The sequence below is a fragment of the Erwinia phyllosphaerae genome (assembly GCF_019132875.1).
GTDB classification, from domain to species: domain Bacteria; phylum Pseudomonadota; class Gammaproteobacteria; order Enterobacterales; family Enterobacteriaceae; genus Erwinia; species Erwinia phyllosphaerae.
In genome coordinates this window covers 333,746-354,823 of record NZ_JAHSPF010000005.1, presented here as the reverse complement: position 1 = coordinate 354,823, position 21,078 = coordinate 333,746, and the positions used below count along the sequence as shown (strand labels likewise).

20 protein-coding genes are annotated in these 21,078 nt (G+C 56.1%); 3 read left to right on the top strand and 17 right to left on the bottom strand.

The features are described from left to right. Positions 1-36: 36 nt before the first annotated feature. Positions 37-660, top strand: a complete 624-nt coding sequence (locus KUE00_RS11795) for a serine protease (protein ID WP_246760079.1) — start codon at positions 37-39, stop codon at positions 658-660. A 140-nt stretch (positions 661-800) separates the two neighbouring features. On the opposite strand, the gene lysS is transcribed toward KUE00_RS11795, so the two are convergent. From lysS to xerD, 7 genes are all read right to left on the bottom strand, one after another. Then, a complete protein-coding gene (gene lysS / locus KUE00_RS11790) occupies positions 801-2,321 on the bottom strand; it encodes a lysine--tRNA ligase (protein WP_246760078.1) in 1,521 nt (506 codons plus the stop codon). Between the two features lie 2 nt (positions 2,322-2,323). Then, positions 2,324-3,422 (bottom strand): peptide chain release factor 2 gene (gene prfB / locus KUE00_RS11785; protein WP_246760077.1). Its coding sequence is split into 2 segments (ribosomal slippage): positions 2,324-3,346 and positions 3,348-3,422, totalling 1,098 coding nucleotides; the frame shifts between segments, so codons are not numbered across the junction. A gap of 171 nt (positions 3,423-3,593) precedes the next feature. Continuing rightward, positions 3,594-3,779: a hypothetical protein gene (locus KUE00_RS11780; RefSeq protein ID WP_246760076.1), complete on the bottom strand. Its 186-nt coding sequence runs from the start codon at positions 3,777-3,779 to the stop codon at positions 3,594-3,596. Between the two features lie 33 nt (positions 3,780-3,812). After that, complete coding sequence (locus KUE00_RS11775) at positions 3,813-4,664, bottom strand: hypothetical protein (protein ID WP_246760075.1); 852 nt, start codon at positions 4,662-4,664, stop codon at positions 3,813-3,815. A 47-nt stretch (positions 4,665-4,711) separates the two neighbouring features. Continuing rightward, positions 4,712-6,427 carry a single-stranded-DNA-specific exonuclease RecJ gene (recJ, locus tag KUE00_RS11770; protein ID WP_246760074.1) on the bottom strand — a complete coding sequence of 572 codons (1,716 nt, stop codon included), beginning with the start codon at positions 6,425-6,427 and terminating at the stop codon, positions 4,712-4,714. Between the two features lie 5 nt (positions 6,428-6,432). Further along, positions 6,433-7,131 (bottom strand): bifunctional protein-disulfide isomerase/oxidoreductase DsbC, encoded by a 699-nt coding sequence (dsbC, locus tag KUE00_RS11765; RefSeq protein WP_246760073.1) that lies wholly within the window; start codon positions 7,129-7,131, stop codon positions 6,433-6,435. Between the two features lie 44 nt (positions 7,132-7,175). Then, entirely contained in the window at positions 7,176-8,069 is an 894-nt protein-coding gene (xerD, locus tag KUE00_RS11760) for a site-specific tyrosine recombinase XerD (RefSeq protein WP_246760072.1), read from the bottom strand. 96 nt (positions 8,070-8,165) lie between these two features. Here xerD and fldB point away from each other — a divergent pair, with 96 nt between their 5' ends. Next, the gene (gene fldB, locus KUE00_RS11755; protein ID WP_246760129.1) at positions 8,166-8,684 is read left to right on the top strand and encodes a flavodoxin FldB; all 519 of its coding nucleotides are present in this window, start codon (positions 8,166-8,168) and stop codon (positions 8,682-8,684) included. A gap of 49 nt (positions 8,685-8,733) precedes the next feature. Here the strand turns inward: fldB and KUE00_RS11750 are convergent, their stop codons facing one another. Then, on the bottom strand, positions 8,734-9,132 hold the full coding sequence (locus tag KUE00_RS11750; protein ID WP_246760071.1) for a protein YgfX: 399 nt from the start codon (positions 9,130-9,132) through the stop codon (positions 8,734-8,736). Continuing rightward, on the bottom strand, positions 9,113-9,379 hold the full coding sequence (gene sdhE / locus KUE00_RS11745) for an FAD assembly factor SdhE (protein ID WP_246760070.1): 267 nt from the start codon (positions 9,377-9,379) through the stop codon (positions 9,113-9,115). The genes KUE00_RS11750 and sdhE overlap by 20 nt, the downstream gene beginning before the upstream one ends. Before the next feature lie 219 nt (positions 9,380-9,598). Between sdhE and ygfZ the strand changes: the two genes are divergently transcribed. After that, a complete protein-coding gene (ygfZ, locus tag KUE00_RS11740) occupies positions 9,599-10,579 on the top strand; it encodes a tRNA-modifying protein YgfZ (RefSeq protein WP_246760069.1) in 981 nt (326 codons plus the stop codon). A gap of 29 nt (positions 10,580-10,608) precedes the next feature. On the opposite strand, the gene trhA is transcribed toward ygfZ, so the two are convergent. From trhA to pepP, 8 genes are all read right to left on the bottom strand, one after another. Continuing rightward, on the bottom strand, positions 10,609-11,256 hold the full coding sequence (gene trhA / locus KUE00_RS11735; RefSeq protein ID WP_246760068.1) for a PAQR family membrane homeostasis protein TrhA: 648 nt from the start codon (positions 11,254-11,256) through the stop codon (positions 10,609-10,611). 220 nt (positions 11,257-11,476) lie between these two features. Next, the gene (locus KUE00_RS11730; RefSeq protein WP_246760067.1) at positions 11,477-12,220 is read right to left on the bottom strand and encodes an SDR family oxidoreductase; all 744 of its coding nucleotides are present in this window, start codon (positions 12,218-12,220) and stop codon (positions 11,477-11,479) included. Between the two features lie 116 nt (positions 12,221-12,336). Further along, complete coding sequence (gcvP, locus tag KUE00_RS11725; protein WP_246760066.1) at positions 12,337-15,204, bottom strand: aminomethyl-transferring glycine dehydrogenase; 2,868 nt, start codon at positions 15,202-15,204, stop codon at positions 12,337-12,339. A 70-nt stretch (positions 15,205-15,274) separates the two neighbouring features. After that, positions 15,275-15,661, bottom strand: coding sequence for a glycine cleavage system protein GcvH (gene gcvH, locus KUE00_RS11720; protein WP_246760065.1), 387 nt, complete (start codon positions 15,659-15,661; stop codon positions 15,275-15,277). 44 nt (positions 15,662-15,705) lie between these two features. Continuing rightward, complete coding sequence (gene gcvT, locus KUE00_RS11715) at positions 15,706-16,800, bottom strand: glycine cleavage system aminomethyltransferase GcvT (protein WP_246760064.1); 1,095 nt, start codon at positions 16,798-16,800, stop codon at positions 15,706-15,708. Between the two features lie 566 nt (positions 16,801-17,366). Further along, a complete protein-coding gene (gene ubiI / locus KUE00_RS11710) occupies positions 17,367-18,569 on the bottom strand; it encodes an FAD-dependent 2-octaprenylphenol hydroxylase (RefSeq protein ID WP_246760063.1) in 1,203 nt (400 codons plus the stop codon). A gap of 13 nt (positions 18,570-18,582) precedes the next feature. Further along, positions 18,583-19,761, bottom strand: a complete 1,179-nt coding sequence (gene ubiH, locus KUE00_RS11705; protein ID WP_246760062.1) for a 2-octaprenyl-6-methoxyphenyl hydroxylase — start codon at positions 19,759-19,761, stop codon at positions 18,583-18,585. Beyond that, entirely contained in the window at positions 19,758-21,074 is a 1,317-nt protein-coding gene (gene pepP, locus KUE00_RS11700) for a Xaa-Pro aminopeptidase (RefSeq protein ID WP_246760061.1), read from the bottom strand. Before pepP ends, ubiH begins: the two co-directional genes overlap by 4 nt. Between the last annotated feature and the right edge of the window lie 4 nt (positions 21,075-21,078).

Genomic DNA, 21,078 nt, shown 5'->3' with positions numbered 1-21,078 from the left:
AGCTGTGCTTGATCGATTCATTCTCGGGGAGTAAAGATGCGACTGGCTATCTGTCTGCTGGTGTTGTTGATGACCGGGTGCTCGGTAGGAAAGTATGAGTACAGCAGCGAAGCGGAAAAACGCGTGGACATGACCGTTACCGGCATTCCCACCATTCTCGGCGTCGGCACGCTGGGCACCACTATTCCCCTGACGGCCGATTACAGCCTGACGGCGGCACACGTGGCGAAATATTCACTGTATCGCGTTAAGTCGCGCCATCCGGAATGCGATCTGGCAGTGGTTTACCACAAAAACGGCAATGTTCCCGCCCCGCATTTCCGCAATGGCTTTATGGGCGACAAAATCAATCTCTACGGCTATAGCTTTATTTCAGCCATGCCGGTGGCCTCTACCGGCACCAATCTGGTTAATACCGGGCTGAAAAATGACTGGAACAAGCTGAGCTGCGTAGTTGTGGCCTCCAATGCCGGCGTTGTGCAGGGAATGTCAGGCGGCGCGGTTTATAACGCTTCCGATGATTCTATTGCAGGCGTGATCGTGGGGTATTCCGACAGGATTAACGACCTGAAAACGGGTAAAACGCTCTATAAAAACGTCTCTTTATATGTGCCCTATGCCCGCTTTAAGGACTGGCTAAATGAGGCCATTAAATCCTGATGACGGCAGCCTGAGAAGCTTTAGCGCAACGTTACTGTTCGTTGTCGCGCCAGCATCGTTCGTCGCGGCTTAGGCACCCGCTTTCGCCATCGCAAAAAAAAACCCTGTCGGCGTGACAGGGTTTACATCTTGCTGAAAACTTACTTGCCTGACGGACGCAGCGCCGGGAACAGAATGACGTCGCGGATGGTATGGCTGTTGGTAAACAGCATGACCATACGGTCAATACCGATACCCAGACCCGCCGTTGGCGGCAGACCGTGCTCCAGTGCCGTCACGTAGTCTTCGTCATAGAACATCGCTTCGTCATCGCCAGCATCCTTCGCGTTCACCTGCTGCAGGAAGCGTTCGGCCTGATCCTGCGCATCGTTCAGCTCGGAGAAGCCGTTACCGATTTCACGACCGCCGATAAAGAATTCAAAGCGATCGGTAATTTCCGGATTGATGTCGTTACGACGCGCCAGCGGCGAAACTTCTGCCGGATATTCGGTGATAAAGGTTGGCTGGATCAGGTGGCTTTCTGCCGTCTCTTCGAAGATCTCCGTGACGACACGGCCCAGGCCCCAGCTTTTTTCAATTTTGATGCCCAGCGACTGTGCAATAGCAGAAGCTTTATCAAAGTCGTCCAGGTCGGCCAGGTTGGTTTCCGGACGATATTTCTGGATCGCCTCTTTCATGGTCAGCTTGTCGAACGGCTTGCCAAAGTCGAACTCCTGATCGCCGTAAGGCATCACGGTAGTCCCCAATACGTCCTGCGCCAGCGTGCGGAACAGGCTTTCGGTCAGCTCAATCAGGTCTTTGTAATCCGCATAGGCCATATAGAGTTCCATCATGGTGAACTCTGGATTGTGGCGCGGTGAAATCCCTTCATTACGGAAGTTACGGTTGATTTCGAACACGCGATCGAAACCGCCGACCACCAGACGCTTCAGGTAAAGTTCTGGCGCGATACGCAGATACATATCAATATCCAGCGCATTATGGTGAGTGATAAACGGACGGGCAGATGCGCCGCCAGGAATCACCTGCATCATTGGCGTTTCTACTTCCATAAAATCGCGGCCAACCATAAAGCTGCGGATACCGGCCATAATCTGCGAACGAATTTTAAAGGTCTTGCGGGATTCTTCGTTAGCAATCAGATCCAGATAACGCTGGCGATAGCGGGTTTCCTGATCGGCCAGGCCGTGGAACTTGTCCGGCAGCGGGCGCAGCGCTTTGGTCAGCAGACGCAGTTCGCTACAGTGAATGGACAGCTCGCCGGTTTTGGTTTTGAACAGCTTACCGCGGGCGCCGACGATATCGCCAAGATCCCACTTTTTAAACTGCTCGTTATAAATACCTTCTGCCAGATCGTCACGAGAAACGTAAAGCTGGATGCGGCCGCCGACGTCCTGCAGCGTAACGAATGACGCCTTGCCCATGATACGGCGCGTCATCATACGACCCGCTACGCTGACCTCAACGCCCAGCGACTCCAGCTCTTCATTCTCTTTGTCGCCGAATTCAGCGTGCAGACGATCGGAAATATTGTCGCGACGGAAGTCGTTAGGAAAGGCCACGCCATTTTCACGCAGCAAGCCCAGCTTTTCACGACGCGCTTTCAGTTCGTTATTCAGTTCCAGCGCGGCGTCGGCGCCCTGCGGATGTTGTTCTGACATGTTTATAGCCCTGCCTTCAAACTTGCTTCAATAAATCGGTCCAGATCGCCGTCCAGCACCGCCTGAGTATTACGGGTTTCCACGCCGGTGCGCAGATCCTTAATGCGTGAGTCGTCAAGCACATAGGAGCGAATCTGGCTGCCCCAGCCGATATCGGACTTGTTATCTTCCAGCGACTGTTTTTCAGCATTTTTCTTTTGCATTTCCAGTTCGTACAGCTTCGCCTTCATCTGCTTCATCGCCTGGTCTTTGTTCTTGTGCTGAGAACGGTCGTTTTGACACTGGGTCACGGTATTGGTTGGAATGTGCGTGATACGTACTGCCGATTCCGTACGGTTAACGTGCTGACCGCCCGCGCCAGAAGCACGGTAAACGTCAATGCGCAGGTCGGCCGGGTTGATTTCGATATCGATGTCGTCATCAACTTCCGGGTAAACAAACGCGGAGCTGAAAGAGGTGTGGCGACGGCCGCCGGAGTCGAACGGGCTTTTGCGCACCAGGCGATGCACGCCGGTTTCGGTACGCAGCCAGCCAAAAGCGTAGTCGCCGCTGATGCGCAGCGTGGCGGATTTGGTGCCGGCCACTTCGCCTTCTGACTCTTCGATAATCTCGGTTTTGAAGCCTTTCGCCTCTGCCCAGCGCAGATACATACGCACCAGCATGCTGGCCCAGTCCTGCGCTTCGGTGCCGCCGGAACCGGCCTGAATATCAATGTAGCAGTCGGCGCTGTCGTATTCGCCGGAAAACATGCGGCGGAACTCCAGTTCGGCCAGCTTCTTGTCCAGCCCGTCCAGCTCGGCGACGGCTTCGTTGAAGGTCTCTTCGTCGTCCGCTTCCACGGCCAGCTCCAGCAGGCCGGAAACGTCATCCAGGCCCTGGCTCAGCTGATCCAGCGTTTCAACGACGGCTTCCAGCGCGGAACGCTCTTTGCCCAGCGCCTGCGCGCGTTCGGGCTCGTTCCAGACGTCCGGCTGTTCCAGCTCGGCGTTTACTTCTTCCAGGCGCTCTTTCTTGGCATCGTAGTCAAAGATACCCCCTGAGAACGCTGCTGCGCTCAGTGAGATCCTGAATACGGTTCTTTACCGGATTAATTTCAAACATGATTTAGATCTTCAAAAGTCTGCAATGTAACTATGCAGTTTAACCGAATTTGTGGGCGGTTTGTAGCTTTAGCGAGGAGGGAGTTTCGGGTGAAAAGTGATGGCAAGACAGAATAACAGCAGACAATGCGACGCTAAAGAGCCAGCCCGCCAGAACTGGCCCGTGATGCACTCACAGCCAGTCCACTACGGGTGCATTTTCCTGGCAACGGGAAGCCGATGTGGCGTTTCTTTTCCTTATTGCTGCTACCAGCGCTTTCTTCTCTGCAAATAACTTGTTAATACGTTCGTCGGTACTGCTCGCTTGTGCGGCTTGCCCTTCTACGCGCTCGCTTTTTTGGGCTACATTTTTCATCATATTATCTCTTATAGCTCTGCGTAAATATCTGCTTCAACTTACTAAATCGGCATATATTTTAATCAACTTATCCTTGAAATCAACATAAGTTGGCTGGAACCAGATGCCATGTGGCAGCAAAACTTCCATTTGTCCCTGGCTTCGTTCGGGACGTCTTAATGCATCGGGCATCAGAAAAGGCAGGTTTTTATACCTGTTAGTTAACTCAAATACGACGGGAACATGAGGTTCATTTTCCTCTACCTCAAGTTCCGAATGATTTTCAAGGTGCCTGGTATCAGAAAATACTGCAAAGGCCAGCGCGATGCTTTCACTCAGGGAGGTTGATGCAAATCCCTCGCTTCGTATTTTCTCACCCTTTGCCAGGGCTTGTTGGTAAACAGCCAGCTCTTTCTCAGTCAACGTTACTCCTCTGAACAGACGCTGTCCGACCTGTAAGCAATAGCGTTTTGAGGCTACTTCAAATGCTTCATTGATCCGCTTCAACCAGAGGTTAGCCTTAAAATTTTGAGAGGGTGTAAGACTTTTCCTGGCCAGATAAGCATTAATAATTTGATAAGGTTTCATCCCATCAACCTGATCTTCCCGCCGTGCGGTCTGATATTTTGCAACAGCGGCGCTACGAGCATCACCTTTCAAAAAATCAGCTCTGTAGGATTCAAAAAGCAAAAAGTGGTTCGAAGTTTCATCGCAACACAAACGAATATGATCCAGTTTGTGCGAACCGGCAATACACGACAATATAGCGTTTAAGGGTGCGTAGTAGCCCTCACCCTCATCTGCCTCATCCTTCTGGATATTCATTTTGTACTGCCCATAAGCAAAAAGGATAGCCTGCAAAGCCGTATGCTCATGTAGCAGTTCGTTTTTATAGTCGATGATCAAGGTATGCCTCCCTGCAAACCCGTTTCTTTACATGCTGTACTGTCTTTTTACAGCGGCCAGAGGTGCTCAATAATCAGCTGCACGCTACGATTGCCGCGAAACTCGTTGATATCCAGCTTGTAGGCCAGTTCAACCTGTTTCACGCTGGGATCGGGCCAGAGCGTGGTATCAATATTAAAAGCGATACCGTCCAGCAGCGGGCCGCCGCCCAGCGGTTCCAGCATCACTTTCAGATGGCGCTCGCCGACCAGACGCTGCTGAATAAGCTTAAACTTGCCGTCGAACTGCGGTTCCGGGAACGCCTGACCCCACGGACCCGCTTCACGCAGCAGTTCCGCCGTGGGTAGCGTCAGCTCCTGCGCCATCAGCTGGCCGTCAGACCAGACCACGCCCTGTAACGACTCTTCGTCCAGCCATTCGCCAATCAGCTCGCCGAAGCGCTGGCGAAACTCGTCGAACCTGTCCGCTTCCAGCGATAAGCCTGCTGCCATCGCGTGGCCGCCGAATTTAATAATCAGCCCCGGGTAGAGCGTGTCCAGGCGTTCCAGCGCATCACGCATATGCAGTCCGGTAATGGAACGGCCTGAGCCTTTTAGCGTGCCGTCACCAGCAGGAGCAAAAGCGATCACCGGCCGATGAAAACGCTCCTTCAGCCGCGAAGCCAGAATGCCGACCACGCCCTGGTGCCATTCCGGATGGTACATAGCGATACCGAGCGGCAAGGCTTCGCTGCTGCGCTCCAGCGCGTCGCACAGCGCCAGCGCTTCTGTCTGCATGCCCTGCTCAATCTCTTTACGCGTCTGGTTCAGCGCATCCAGCTCGCTGGCCAGCATACGGGCCTGAGCGATATCTTCGCTCAGCAGCAGCGCCACGCCGACGGACATATCGTCCAGCCGACCGGCGGCGTTCAGCCGTGGCCCAAGCGCGAAACCCAGATCGCTGGCGGCCAGCTGGCGCGCATCGCGATTGGCGATCTCCAGCAGCGCCCTGATACCCACGCGGCATTTCCCGGCGCGTATACGGCTTAGCCCTTGCCAGACCAGGATACGGTTATTGGCGTCCAGCGGCACAACGTCTGCGACGGTGCCTAACGCAACCAGATCCAGCAGCTCGGCGAGATTTGGCAACGTCGTCACGCCGCTATCGCGTAGTCGTGCCCGTAGCGCCAGCATCAGATAGAAAGCGACGCCAACGCCCGCTAAAGAGCGTGAAGGAAATTCGCTTTCGGCAAGATTAGGGTTAACGATGGCTTCGGCATCCGGCAGCGTTTCGCCAGGCAGGTGGTGATCGGTAATCACTACCGCAATCCCTTTTTCATGCGCCAGAGTCACCCCCGCATGAGAAGAGATGCCGTTATCCACGGTGATAATCAGCTGCGCGCCGCGCGCCGCCGCCTGCTCCACCACTTCCGGGCTCAGGCCGTAGCCGTCGTCAAAGCGGTTTGGCACCAGGTATTTAATATTGCGGCCGCCCATGCTGCGTAGCGCCAGCACGGTCAGCGCGGTGCTGGTGGCACCATCGGCATCGAAATCGCCGACGATCATGATGCACAGATTATCCGCGATGGCTTTTTGCAGAATTTCCGCCGCCCGCTCAATACCGCTGAGCGAGTGGAAGGCGTGCAGATTTTTCGCGCCGCGCTCCAGTTCGACAGCCTGCTTAACGCCGCGATGCGCGTAAAGCCGACGCAACAGAGGATGAATATCGGGAAGCTCGCTCTCCTGCACCGCTACACGGCGGCGTAATTCAGTTTTGCCTTTCACCGGGTTCAGCCGCCCGCTTTCTGGCTATCAAGCAGCTTCTTCATCTCTTGCGGCCCCTGATAGCCCGGGATCATCATGCCGTTTTGCAGCAGAATAGCTGGCGTACCCTGAATACCGTACAAAATGCCCAGCTGGTACTGCTTAGCCAGATCGATTTTGCAATCTGCTGCCGTTACCGCTTCGCCTTTCATCGCTGCATCAAACGCTTTTCTGCGATCGGCTGCGCACCAGACGGACTTCATATCTTTAGCAACCTGGCCGTTCATGCCTTCACGCGGGAAAGCCAGGTAGCGTACGGTGATGCCCAGCGCGTTGTAGTCTGCCATTTGCGAATGCAGTTTGTGGCAGTAGCCGCAGGTGATATCGGTAAATACCGTAATGACATGCTGCTCTTTTGGCGCTTTATACACGATCATTTCGCCGCTTAAAGCCTCGACTTTTTTCTCCAGCAGTTTGTTGGTCACGTTGACCGGCTGGCTGCCGCTGACGTCGTACAGCGGCCCCTGAATAAACTGTTTTCCGTCTTCGGTAACATAAAGCACGCCGCTTTCGGTCAGTACGGTTTTCATCCCGGGCAAAGTGGACGGCTGAATCTCCATCTGCTGCAGTCCCAGCTTCGCCAGGGATTGTTTAATGGCCGCATCGTCAGCCTGGGCAAGGCCAGCCGCCATCAGCAGAGAAAGTAAAAGGTAACGCTGTTTCATTTATTATCCTTGGGCCTTAGTAAGCGGGCCATGTAATCTGCGCCTTATGCGCGCGGATGATGCTGTTGATGTAGCTGCCGCAGTCGTTCGGTAGCAACATGAGTATAAATCTGCGTTGTGGATAAATCGCTGTGCCCTAAAAGCATCTGTACGACACGCAGATCGGCCCCGTGGTTCAGCAGATGCGTGGCAAAAGCGTGGCGCAGCACGTGGGGCGAAAGCTTTTCGCTGTCGATACCCGCCAGCAGAGCGTAATGCTTGATGCGGTGCCAGAACGTTTGCCGGGTCATCTGCTGCGCTCGGCTGCTGGGAAAAAGCACGTCCAGCGTCTGGCCGTTCAGCAGCCACGGGCGGCCATGCTCAAGGTAGTGTTCCAGCCAGTGCAGGGCTTCCTCACCCAGCGGTACCAGCCGTTCCTTATCGCCTTTGCCGATAACGCGAACCACGCCCTGGCGCAGGCTGACGTTATTTAGCGTCAGGCTTACCAGTTCGGTTACGCGCAGGCCGGTGGCATAGAGCAGCTCCAGCATGGCCTTATCGCGCAGCTCCAGCGGGATCTCCGTAGAAGGTGCCTGCAGCAGCCGCTCGATCTGCGCTTCGCTAAGATCTTTCGGCAACCGCTGCGGCAGCTTTGGCGAGGCCAGCAGCGCGCTGGGATCGTCCTCACGCAGCTTTTCCCGATAGAGATACTGGAACAGACGGCGCATGGCGCTGAGCAAGCGGGCCGAGCTGCTGGCCTTATAGCCGCCCTCGACTCGCTCGGCGAGAAAGTTTTGCAGTCCGCTGCTTTCTACCTGCCGCAAATCTGTTTGATGGTGTGCCAGCCAGTTGACCAGCGACATCAGATCAAGACGATAGGAGGCCACCGTATTTTCCGCAAGATTGCGCTCGATCCACAGGGCATCAAGAAACTGTTCGATAAGATCGCTGTCCTGCACGTCGTCTCCTTTTCTGCCGGCCAGACGGACACGCCGCCAAAGCCCAATTCTGATATAATTCGCGCCATTGAACCAGGAGAATTGAGTAAACCGCGTATGAACATCGGCCTTTTTTACGGTTCCAGCACCTGTTACACCGAAATGGCGGCGGAAAAAATCCGCGATTTTATTGGTGAAGATCTGGTGACGCTACACAATCTGAAAGATGATTCGCCACGGCTGATGGAGCAGTACGATATGCTGATCCTGGGCATTCCTACCTGGGATTTTGGCGAGCTCCAGGAGGACTGGGAAACCATCTGGAACGAGCTCCCTACGCTCAACCTGCGGGATAAAGTCGTCGCGCTTTACGGTATGGGCGACCAGGCCGAATACAGCGAGTGGTTCCTGGACGCGCTGGGCATGCTGCATGAAATCCTGCTGCCGCTGGGCGTAAAATTCGTTGGCTACTGGCCGAACGAAGGCTACGAGTTTATCAGCAAGAAACCGCTGACCGCCGACGGCAACAGTTTTGTTGGCCTGGCGCTGGATGACGTCAACCAGTTTGACCAGACGGATGAACGTATCGCGCAGTGGTGCGAACAGATCCTGACCGAAATGGCTGCCTCGCTGTAAGCAGGCCAGAAAATGAGCGCGTCAGGGTCACACGTTCACCCGCTTCGGTTCAGCCAGCGGTAAGCAGTTTTTGACGCAGCTGCCGCCATTCCGCTTCGCTCATGCTGTCACGCAGCAGCCACAGTTTTTCCCGCTCGCCCTTCGCCGAACGCAGCGCCAGCAGAATCGCCTGGCGCGTCATCCAGGGTCTGGCGCATATCTGCCAGTTTTTCTGCCGCCACCGCAGCTGGCGATGCTCCAGTAACGCGATATCGCCCTCGCGGCTGCCGATACGCCGCTGGCTACGTATACACTCAAAGACGACCAGCGTCAGTAGCAGCAGCCAGACGGCCGTTAAGTTTGTCGGCCAGGGTGCCAGCAACAGCATCAGCATAACCAGGCCGTGCAGCAGCAGCGACAGCCACTGCGCGCGCCAGGAGACGCGCAGCTCAGAACGCCACAGGTCCACGCTGCTGGTTTCGCTGTTGGATCAGATTAACCATGCTTTTTAATTCCGGATCGGCCGGTTCGCCGTGATTCATCATCCAGTTAAACAGGTCGGGGTCGTCGCTTTCCAGCAGCCGTACAAAAACCTGTTTTTCGCTGTCGCTCAGGTGGTCATATTCGAACTCGAAAAAAGGCATGATAGAGATATCCAGTTCGCGCATGCCGCGACGGCACGCCCACTGCACACGAGCTTTATTGTTAATATCCATGCTTTCCATCGTCAGTCAGTGAAAGATGGCCGCTAGTGTAGCGCTTTTTCAGGGTAATGTTGATGGCTCAGTTTGCGTTTGCAGCATGCTTCGCAAGGTAATTGCACCGGTTGCAGAGTTGCCGCGCCTTTTGTGCGCCGTTTTCAGAAAACTGGTTGCAAAGCCGGACGGCTCTTTTAACATTGAAAGACAGGTTTATCTTACATTCAGGAATCCGCTATGCCGATTTTATCTTTCCCGCCTCGTCAACCTGCGGCCTCCGCTCGCCTGCCGCTTACGCTGATTTCGCTGGAAGAGTGGGCGCTGGTAAATGTGACCGGAGCCGATCGCATCAGCTATTTGCAGGGACAGCTGACGCTGGACGTCGCCGCGCTGGGCGCTAATGCGCATTTGCCTGCCGCCCATTGTGATGCGAAAGGAAAAATGTGGAGCAATTTGCGCCTGTTTCATCGTGGAGAAGGGCTGGCCTATCTTGAGCGCCGCAGCCTGCGCGATACGCAAATTACCGAACTGAAGAAATATGCCGTGTTCGCCAAAGTTGCGATTGAGGCGGATGATGAAGCCGTGCTGCTTGGCGCAGCCGGATTTCAGGTTCGCGCAGCGCTTGCGCCGTTGTTTACCGCGCTGCCAGATGCTGAAAATCCCGTTATCCAGCAGGATGACGCCACGCTGTTGTGGTTTGCGGCCCCGACAGAACGCTTTTTGTTGATTGTCAGCCGTGATAAGGCGCTGGCCTTACGCGAGGCGCTGGACGGCCAGGCTCAGCTGACCGACAGTTCGCAGTGGCTGGCGCTGAATATCGAAGCGGGTTTGCCGATTATCGATGCGGCAAACAGCGCGCAGTTTATCCCTCAGGCCACCAATATGCAGGCGCTGGACGCTATCAGCTTTAAAAAAGGCTGCTATACAGGTCAGGAGATGGTCGCCCGCGCGAAGTTTCGCGGTGCCAACAAGCGAGCGTTATACTGGCTGGCCGGTAGCGCAGGTAAAGTACCCGCCGCCGCTGATTCGCTGGAGATGAAGCTGGGTGATAACTGGCGACGTACCGGCACTATCCTTGCCGCCTGCCAGCTGGATAATGGCGAGGTCTGGGTGCAGGCCGTGCTGAATAACGATCTGGAAGCGGAGACGGAGCTACGCGTGCAGGGTGATGAAGGCGGCAGCCTGACTATCCAGCCGCTCCCCTACTCGCTGGCTTAAGTGCAGTAAGGGGCCATCCGGCCCCTTTTTTATGAAACGTAGAAGTAAATTGCCAGAAAGTGGCAAATGCTGCCGCCAAGCACAAAGCCGTGCCAGATAGCGTGGTTATAGGGAATGCGCTTCGAGACGTAAAAAATAACGCCCAGCGAATAGATAATCCCGCCCGCCGCCAGTAGCCAGACGCCCCCCGCCGACAGTTTGATCGCCAGCTGATAAATCACCACCAGCGACAGCCAGCCCATCAGCAGGTAGGTTGTCACCGACAGCGCTTCGAAGCGATGCACAAACGCCAGCTTAAACAGCACGCCAGCCAGCGCCAGGCTCCAGATCACCACCATCAGACCGTGCGCCAGCGGCGATTTCAGGCCCACCAGCAGGAAAGGCGTATAGGTACCGGCTATCAGCAGGTAAATAGCGCAGTGGTCCAGCTTTTTCAGCCAGTATTTCGCACGCGGATGGGGGATCGCGTGATAAAGGGTGGAAGCCAGAAACAGCAGGATCATGCTGCCGCCATACAGGCTATAGCTGGTAATAGCGATGGCGTTTGCCTGCATATCCATCGCCTGCGACAGCAAAAGCACCAGGCCCACAATACCGAAGATAAACCCGATACCGTGGCTGATGCTGTTGGCTATTTCTTCGGCTACCGAGTAGCCCTCCAGCCTTTTATTAGCCATAGTTGTCCTCTCCCTAATGTGAAGCGAAAAGACGGGCTGGATAAGGCGCACAAATTCTGTTCGCTGTCTTTACCGGCCCGTCCGAAAATGCGCACGTTTAGCTTAGTCGAGAGCGATTTCAGTGTACAAGTGTAAGCTTAAATAAAGTGTGAAGGCCTGTAACCGTTTTTAAATAAATTAAAACAGCTTGTTAGCTTAAGCAGCGTGCGTTGTAACAGCGTTAACGACCACCTGCTGCGTCAATAATAGTGCCGGTAATATAAGAAGCTTCGTCGCTCAGCAGCCAGTAAATTGCCCGGGCTATCTCTTCCGGCTGACCCCCGCGCCGCATGGGAATAGCTGGCGCAACGCGATTTACCCTGCCCGGCTCGCCGCCGTCAGCGTGCATATCAGTATAAATAAATCCCGGCCGTACGCCGTTAACCCGAATTCCGTGCGCCGCCACTTCAAGCGACAGCCCTTTAGTCAACGTATCCACTGCGCCTTTCGAAGCGGCGTAGTCGACATATTCATAAGGCGCTCCCGTCCTGGCGGCGGCAGAGGAAACATTGACTATCGCCCCGCCTTGCCCTCCATGCTGCTGGCTCATCCGCTTTACCGCCTCCCGACAACAGAGAAAAGTGCCGGTAATATTGGTCGCAAAAACACGATTAATTCGTTCTGCGCTAAGCTCTTCGACGCTGGCCTGGCGAAAGAGAATACCGGCATTGTTAACCAGCGCATGCAGGCGAGCGCCCTGCTCATCAAGCAGCTCAAACATGGCAACAACCTGAGCTTCATTCGCAATGTCTGCCTGAATGCTGAAAGCTTTGCCTCCCCGCTGGTGGATTAGCGCAACAACTTCTTCCGCTGCTGCTTTGCGCTGGTGGTAGTTCACCGCAACCTGATAGCCTTGATCGGCCAGCAGTAGGGCCGTTGCACGCCCAATCCCCCGGCTGCCGCCGGTCACTAAAGCCGTTTTCACTTTTACTCTCCTGAGATGGCCCGAATATGACAAAGGGCACCTGAGTGCCCTTAACGTGAGGATAAACCTGAAGCGTGCTCTGATTTTATAATGAAATCAGCCAGCAACGCGCTGCCTTACTCATATTCGCTCATTGGCAGACAGGAGCAAAACAGATTTCGATCGCCGTAAACATCGTCCAGACGTTTTACGGTTGGCCAGTATTTATTATCGCTGCCTGCCGGGAACACCGCCAGCTCACGCGTATAAGGATGCGCCCATTCGCCGACAAGCTCTTTTTGCGTATGCGGCGCGTTAACCAGCGGGTTGTCGTCCGCTGGCCATTCGCCTTCGGCCACGCGGTCGATCTCCATGCGGATAGCCAGCATGGCATCGATAAAGCGATCCAGCTCGACTTTGCTTTCCGATTCTGTTGGCTCCACCATCAGCGTTCCGGCTACCGGGAAAGACATGGTCGGCGCGTGAAAACCGTAATCAATCAAACGCTTGGCGATATCCAACTCGCTGATACCGGTTTGCTCTTTCAGCGGACGAATATCCAGAATACATTCGTGCGCCACGCGATCGTCGCGGCCGGTATAGAGAATGGGATAAGCCGACTTCAGCCGCGTAGCGATATAGTTAGCGTTTAAAATCGCCACCGAGCTGGCCTGTTTTAACCCTTCTGCACCCATCATGCGGATATACATCCAGCTGATTGGCAGGATAGAAGCGCTGCCAAACGGCGCGGCAGAAACGGCACCCTGCTGCGTCAGCACCTCATCAAGCTGCACCACGCTGTGGCCCGGCACAAAAGGTGCCAGATGCGCTTTCACGCCAATCGGCCCCATGCCCGGCCCGCCGCCGCCGTGCGGAATACAGAAAGTTTTATGCAGATTAAGATGCGAAACATCCGCGCCAATATAGCCAGGCGTGGTAATGCCAACCTGCGCGTTCATATTGGCCCCGTCCAGATAAACCTGGCCGCCGTACTGATGAACGATCTGGCAAACTTCGCGGATAGTTTCTTCATATACGCCGTGCGTGGACGGATAGGTCACCATAATGCAGGACAGCGCGTCGCCAGCCTGCTCCGCCTTCAGCCGTAAATCGTGCAGATCGATATTGCCTTGTTTGTCACAGGCGACCACGACTACTGCCATACCGGCCATCTGCGCGGAGGCAGGATTGGTGCCGTGTGCCGAACTGGGGATCAGGCAAATATGCCGACCGCCTTCATTGCGGCTTTCGTGATAGCGCCGAATAGCCAGTAAACCGGCATATTCGCCCTGCGCGCCAGAGTTCGGCTGCATGCACAGCGCATCGTAGCCGGTTAGCTGCACCAGCCATTGCGACAGCTGGCCGATCATCTGCAAATAGCCCGCTGCCTGATCGACCGGACAGAAGGGATGCAGCTCGGCAAATTCTGGCCAGGTAATGGGGATCATTTCTGCCGCCGCGTTAAGCTTCATAGTGCAGGAGCCGAGCGGGATCATCGCCTGGTTCAGCGCCAAATCTTTCCGCTCCAGGCTGTGCATATAACGCATCATTTCGGTTTCGCTGTGATAGCGGTTAAAAACCGGATGGCTCAGGATGGCATCTTTACGCAGCATAGCGGCAGGCACGGAGACGCCTTCAACAACGGCTTTGTCCAGCTCATCAATATCCTGCCCGTGATTTTCACCCAGTAGCACGGAAAACAGCGCCGCCACGTCTTCACGCAGCGTGGTTTCATCCAGCGTGATGCCTACTGCATTGTCGATATCGCCGCGCAGATTGATGCCAAAGCTCAGCGCCCTGTCCAGCACGGCGGCCTTATCGGCAACCTCAACGGTCAGCGTGTCGAACCAGCTTTGATGGCGCAGCGTCAGCCCGCCCTTTTGCAGCCCGGCGGCAAGAATGTCGGTCAGGCGATGAATACGGGAAGCGATGCGCTTCAGGCCGTGTGGGCCGTGAAAAACGGCGTAAAGGCTGGCGATATTGGCTAACAGCACCTGTGAAGTACAGATATTGGAATTCGCCTTTTCACGGCGGATATGCTGTTCGCGCGTCTGCATCGCCATACGCAGTGCCGTATTACCTGCGGCATCCCGCGATACGCCGATAATGCGGCCCGGCATCGAACGTTTATATTCATCACGCGCGGCAAAGAAAGCCGCATGCGGCCCGCCGTAGCCCATAGGAACGCCAAAGCGCTGTGCTGAACCAAAAACGATATCCGCGCCCTGCTTGCCCGGCGCTTCCAACAGTACCAGCGACATAAAATCCGCAGCCACGCTGACCAAAACTTTGCGCGCCTTCAGCTCGCCGATAAGTGTGGTGTAGTCATGGACTTCACCCGTCGTACCAACCTGCTGAAGCAGAACGCCAAACAGATCTTCCTGCTCCAGTGCTTTTTCCGCCTGGCCTACCAGCACTTCAAAGCCAAACGTTTCCGCGCGCGTGCGCACCACGTCCAGCGTTTGCGGATGAATATCTTCGGCGACAAAAAAGCGGTTGGCGTTTTTCAGCTTGCTGATGCGCTTTGCCATCGCCATCGCTTCAGCGGCGGCGGTCGCCTCATCCAGCAGCGAGGCGGAAGCGATATCCAGCCCGGTTAAATCCAGCGTGACCTGCTGGAAATTCAGTAGCGCTTCCAGACGGCCCTGGGAAACTTCAGGCTGGTAAGGGGTATAGGCGGTGTACCAGCCGGGATTTTCCAGCATGTTGCGCAGGATGACGGGCGGCGTCAACACCGGCGTATAGCCCATGCCGATACAGGATTTATAGCGCAGATTGCGGCTGGCAATCGCCTTCAGCTCGGCAAGCGCCTGATGCTCCGTGGCGGCATCGCCAATGGCTGGCGCGCCCGGCAGCTGAATATCCGCCGGAACAATGGCGGCGATCAGGTCAGAAAGAGAAGCTGCGCCGACAGCGTTTAGCATTGCTTCCTGCTGCGCTGGTGACGGGCCGATATGGCGTTCGATAAAAGCGCCGGTATGTTCAAGCTGGCTGAGAGTAGTCATTAGCGGTAAATCCTGAATCGGGCAAAGGCGTGAAGGAGGCGGTGAGCCTCCTGCCGGTAAAGGTGTCGGTTTACTCGTCGATGCTGGTTTTGTATGCGTCCGCATCCATCAGCCGATCCAGCTCGCTGTCATCGCTGGCCTTAAGGCGGAACAGCCAGCCTTCTGCATAGGGTGCGCTGTTGACCAGCTCCGGCTCACCATCCAGCGCGCTGTTAACCTCGACGATTTCACCACTGAGAGGCGCATAGATATCCGAAGCGGCCTTGACCGATTCGGCTACCGCACAGTCATCCCCCTGACTGTAGGTGCTGCCGATGTCCGGCAGATCGACGAAAACCATGTCGCCCAGCAGTTCCTGCGCATGTTCGGTGATCCCCACGGTATAGGTGCCGTCGGCTTCTTTACGCACCCACTCGTGGCTTTCACGGTATTTCAATTCGTTTGGCACGTTGCTCATCGCTCTTTCTCCTGAATTATTATGCACCGCGAGACGCTGCTTTTTTACACCACCGGCTTACCGGCGCGAACGAAAACGGGTTTAGTGACTTTGACCGGCATTTCACGGTTGCGGATCTGTACAATCGCCTGCTCGCCAATGCCTCCTGGTACGCGGGCCAGCGCGATGCTGTAGCCTAAGGTGGGTGAAAAAGAGCCGCTGGTAATGACGCCTTCCTGCAGGTTTCCGGCAGCATCGATAAAGCGCACCGGCAGGCCGTTGCGCAGCACGCCTTTTTCCGTCATCACCAGGCCGACCAGCTGTTCCGTGCCTTTTTCTCGCTGAACTTCCAGCGCTTCGCGGCCAATAAAATCGCGGTCGGCTGGCTGCCAGGCTATCGTCCAGCCCATGTTGGCGGCCAGCGGCGAGACACCCTCATCCATCTCCTGGCCGTATAAATTCATCCCGGCTTCCAGGCGAAGCGTATCGCGGGCACCCAGTCCCGCCGGTTTTACGCCTGCCGCCAGCAGCTTCTGCCAGAGATCCGCAGCCTGCTCGTTGGCCAGCGCAATTTCATAGCCGGCCTCGCCCGTGTAGCCCGTCGTGGCGATAAACAGCTCGCCCGCCTGGACGCCAAAAAACGGTTTCATGCCGCTGACGGCCTGGCGCTGGGAATCGTCAAGCAGCGTTTGCACTATCGCCTGCGCTTCCGGCCCCTGAACGGCGATAAGCGCCAGATCGTTACGCTCCGTTAGCGTTACGCTAAAGGATTCAGCCTGCTGCTCGATCCATGCGAGATCTTTTTCTCTGGTGGCGGAATTCACCACCAGCCGGAAATAGTCCTCGGTCATAAAGTAAACAATCAGATCGTCAATTACGCCAGCCGACGCGTTAAGCATGGCGGTATAAAGGGCCTTGCCCGGCTGGGTAAGTTTGGCAACGTCGTTGGCAAGCAGATAGCGCAGAAACTCGCGAGTGCGGACGCCGTGTAAATCGACAATGGTCATGTGCGAAACGTCAAACATACCGGCTTTGCCGCGTACCGCGTGGTGTTCATCCATCTGTGAGCCGTAGTGCAGCGGCATCATCCAGTCATGAAAGTCCACCATGCGCGCGCCGCAGGCCTGATGCTGTTCGAACAAAGGTGTTTGCTGAGTCATATCATTCCTTCAGGCAAGTTATCCGGTCTCTGCTCCAGTCGCTAACGGCCTGGCGCAAACGATATCTCTGCCTGCGAACTTATCACCGAAAGCGGCCGTTAACCATAAGTTAAACCGGGGATGGCGATCCGTGCCGCTTTTTTTACGCTAAGGCACGCGTAGAGATTTAAACCAGATCGTGGCGAATATATCAGCTCATTTGTTATTAATTAGCCATATAATCAGCATAAAAGTAAGGTTTATAGAGAACCTGGATAAAAATCTGCTTTGTGAATTTTCATAATGGATAAAAAAAAGTAATGCGATGAGAGTGGCTAAATTAGAATTTTTCAAACGAAGCACGGCTTTAGGGCGCGATGCACCACCGTAATGAAAAAACCGAAATCTTCCCGGATACAGATGAGCCTGAAGCACGTCAGCCGTTCGGTAAAAGCGCTACGGACGGCGTGGCCTGAAGGGCCATGCCGCTCTCGTGCTGTCAGAAAATGCAGGTAAAAGAGAAAGGACGTAAAGAGGGTTTGCCGCCAGCAGCATAGCCTGCTGTTAGCGGCACCGGCTGGCTACAGCTAGCGTAGCCACTCCGGCAGGTCGTTTAGCCCCATCGCCTGCTTTAACAGACGCGGCTTCACGCCAGGCAGGTTATCGGCCAGGCTCAGACCGATATCACGCAGCAGCTTTTTCGCCGGGTTATTTCCCTTAAACAGCTCGCGAAAGCCCTGCATGCTGGCGAGCATCACGGCCGCACTGTGTTTGCGGCTGCGCTCGTAGCGCCTGAGATAAAGATGCTGGCCAATGTCCTTACCCTGCTGATGCAGACGCTTAACTTCGCCAATCAGCTCGGCGGCGTCCATAAAGCCCAGATTAACGCCCTGACCCGCCAGCGGATGAATAGTGTGGGCGGCATCGCCAACCAGCGCCAGACGATGCGCCGCAAAGTTGCGTGCGTAGCGGCCCATCAGCGGAAACGTTTTACGTTCGCTTTCAAGCTTGCACAGCCCCAGGCGCATATCAAAGGCCACGGACAGCTGCTGGTTGAAAACCTCTTCCGGCATCGATTGCAGGCGTGTCGCTTCCTGCGGCGGTAGCGACCAGACAATTGAGCAAAGATGCGGGTCGCTGAGCGGCAGGAACGCCAGAATGCCTTCACCGTGAAAAACCTGGCGCGCAACGGCATCGTGCGGCTGGTCAGTACGGATGTTAGCGACCAGCGCATGATGGTCGTAATCCCAGAACGTCAGGGGAATATCCGCTTTGTTACGCAGCCAGGAGTTTGCCCCATCGGCCGCCACCAGCAGGCGCGCCGTCATCATGGTACCGTCGCTCAGGGTAACGAAAGCTTCGTTGTCGCCAAAGGCAACCTGTTGCAACCCGGCAGGCGAAATTAGTGTGATATCGCTGGATTCGCTGGCTTTCTGCCAGAGCGCCTGGTGGATCACCGTGTTTTCCACGATATGTCCCAGATGCGTCAGCCCCTGCTGACCGTCATCAAACTCAATACGCCCGAAGCTGTCGCGATCCCAGACTTCCATGCCGTGATAAGCGCTGGCTCGGCGGCCCAGGATGGCGCTCCAGACGCCAAGGTGCTGCAGCAGACGCTCGCTGGCGGCATTGATAGCCGAAACCCGCAGCGCAGGCGCGACGTCCTTCTCCTCTGCCCGTGGCGTTTCCCGCTCCAGCACGGCAACCTTCAGGCCGCTGCCCTGTAATCCGCAGGCGACGGTCAGGCCAACCATGCCGCCTCCGGCAACAATAACATCATAGGTTTGCATCACTGCTTTCTCCTTAACGCTCGACCCAGCCCAACGTGCGCTCGGCCAGCAAATTACGCACCAGCGGCAGCGAATCCATCACCATCAGGCCCAGATTTCGCCCCAGAACCAGCGGCGTGTAGCGGTTAGCAAACAGCCTGACCAGACTGTCGGTTATCCCGATAGTAGTAAGGGCATCCGGCTGGCGGCGCTGCTGATACTGCTGCAGTACGCTGTAGCTACCGACGTCCTGCTGCGCCCGCCAGGCCGCCGCTACGTTCTCCGCCAGCGACATAACGTCACGGATGCCTAAATTAAAGCCCTGGCCGGCAATCGGATGCAGCGTTTGTGCGGCGTTCCCCACCAGGGCAAGACGATGTGAAACATGCTGCGAGGCGGATTGCAGCGTCAGTGGATAGCTATGGCGCTGCCCCACGTGGGTAATCCGCCCCAGCCGCCAGCCAAAGGCCCGCTGAAGTTCGTGCAGGAACTGGCTGTCGCTCCAGCCGTCAACGCGCTCTTTTTGCGCCAGCGGATGACACCAGACCAGCGAGCTGCGCCCTTGCGACATCGGCAGCAGCGCCAGCGGGCCGTGCTCGGTAAAACGTTCAAATGCCCGGCCCAGATGCGGCTGCGAAGTTGAAACGTTAGCGATAACGGCGATCTGCTGATAGTCCTGAGCCTGCCACTGTATGCCGCACGACGCGGCGACGGCCGAACGGGAACCGTCGGCGGCCACCAGAAGCTGTGCCGACAGCGATTCGCCGTTATCCAGCATCACGCTGACCTGCTGCTGGCTGCGCTCGACGCTGGCAACCTTCGCCGGGCAGACAATGCGCACGCCTGGCGCCTTTTGCAGCAGCGCAAACAGCCGCTGGCCCATATCGTGTAGCTCTACGACCTGGCCCAGCGCGGGAATGCCATAGTCTTCGGCATCCAGCGAAACAAAACTGGCGTGGCCGCGATCGCTGACGTGAACATGCGTAATCGGCGTGGCGCAGGCTTTAATGGCGGGCCAGAGATTAATTGCCGCTAGCTGCTGGCAGGTGCCGTCAGCCAGCGCGATCGCCCGACCATCGTAGCCGGGATGCATCCTGGATGCAGGCTCCCTCGCTTCAACCAGCGTGACGGCCAGCTTCCCACGGGTTAGATGGGAAATTGCCAGCGCCAGCGTGGCGCCCGCCATGCCGCCTCCTGCAATAATAATGCTCATTGTGTGTTAGCCGCCGCCATCAGGGCCTCAATCTCATCCGCCTCTTTGATTACGCTGTCGGTGAGGTTTTCGTTACCGTCTTTGGTGATAACAATGTCATCTTCGATACGAATGCCGATACCGCGGTATTCTACCGGCACATCCGCATCCGGCGCGATATAAAGCCCCGGCTCCACGGTTAATACCATGCCTGGCTCCAGCTTGCGATCGCGCTCGTTACCGTAGAAGCCGACGTCGTGTACGTCCAGCCCCAGCCAGTGGCTCAGGCCGTGCATATAAAACTGCCGGTGCGCCTGTTCCGCAATCAGCGTATCGACATCCCCTTTCATCACGCCCAGCTCAACCAGGCCCGTGACCATGATCCGTACGACCTCTGCATTGACTTCACGGATGCTGGTGCCCGGACGAAACAGCGCCAGCGCCCGATAAAGCGAAGCCAGCACGATGTCATAAACCGCGCGTTGAGGAGCAGTAAACTTTCCGTTTACCGGAAAGGTGCGTGAGATATCGCCCGCGTAGCCTTTCAGCTCGCAGCCTGCGTCAATCAGCACCAGATCGCCGTCGCGCATTCTGGATTCGTTTTCGGTGTAGTGCAGGATGCAGCCGTTCTCCCCGGACCCCACAATGGTGTTGTAGGAGGGAAAGCGTGCGCCGTGGCGATTGAATTCATGCTGAATTTCGCCTTCAAGCTGATATTCAAACATGCCGGGGCGGCACTGCTGCATCGCCCGCGTGTGCGCCAGCGCGCTGATGCGTCCGGCTTCACGCAGGACAGCCAGCTCTTCCGGCGATTTAAACAGCCGCATTTCGTGCACCCAGGGGCGCCAGTCGATTAGCGTTGCCGGTGCCGACAGATTTTGACGAGCGCCGCGACGCAGCTTTTCCAGCGCGCCGAATAACAGCGCGTCGGCTTCGGCAAACAGTCCCTGCGCGTGATAAACCACATCCAGGCCGTTCAGCAGCTGGGGAAGCTGCTCGCTGATAGCGTCGTAAGGCAATGCGCGATTGACAGAGAGCTTTTCCGGCGCGGCATCCTGGCCCAGACGACGGCCAAACCAGACCTCTGCGGTGAGATCGCGGACGCGGTTAAACAGCACGCTGTGGCTGTGGTTTTCCGCGCTTTTAATCAGCACCAGCACCGCTTCCGGCTCGTTAAAGCCGGTGAAGTACCAGAAATCGCTGTTTTGACGATAAGGATACTCACTGTCGTTGCTGCGTGTCGCTTCCGGCGCGGCAAAAATGACTGCCGCGCTGGCCGGTACCATTTTTGCCAGCAGCGCCTGGCGACGGCGCACAAACTCTTGCTGTGTCATCAGC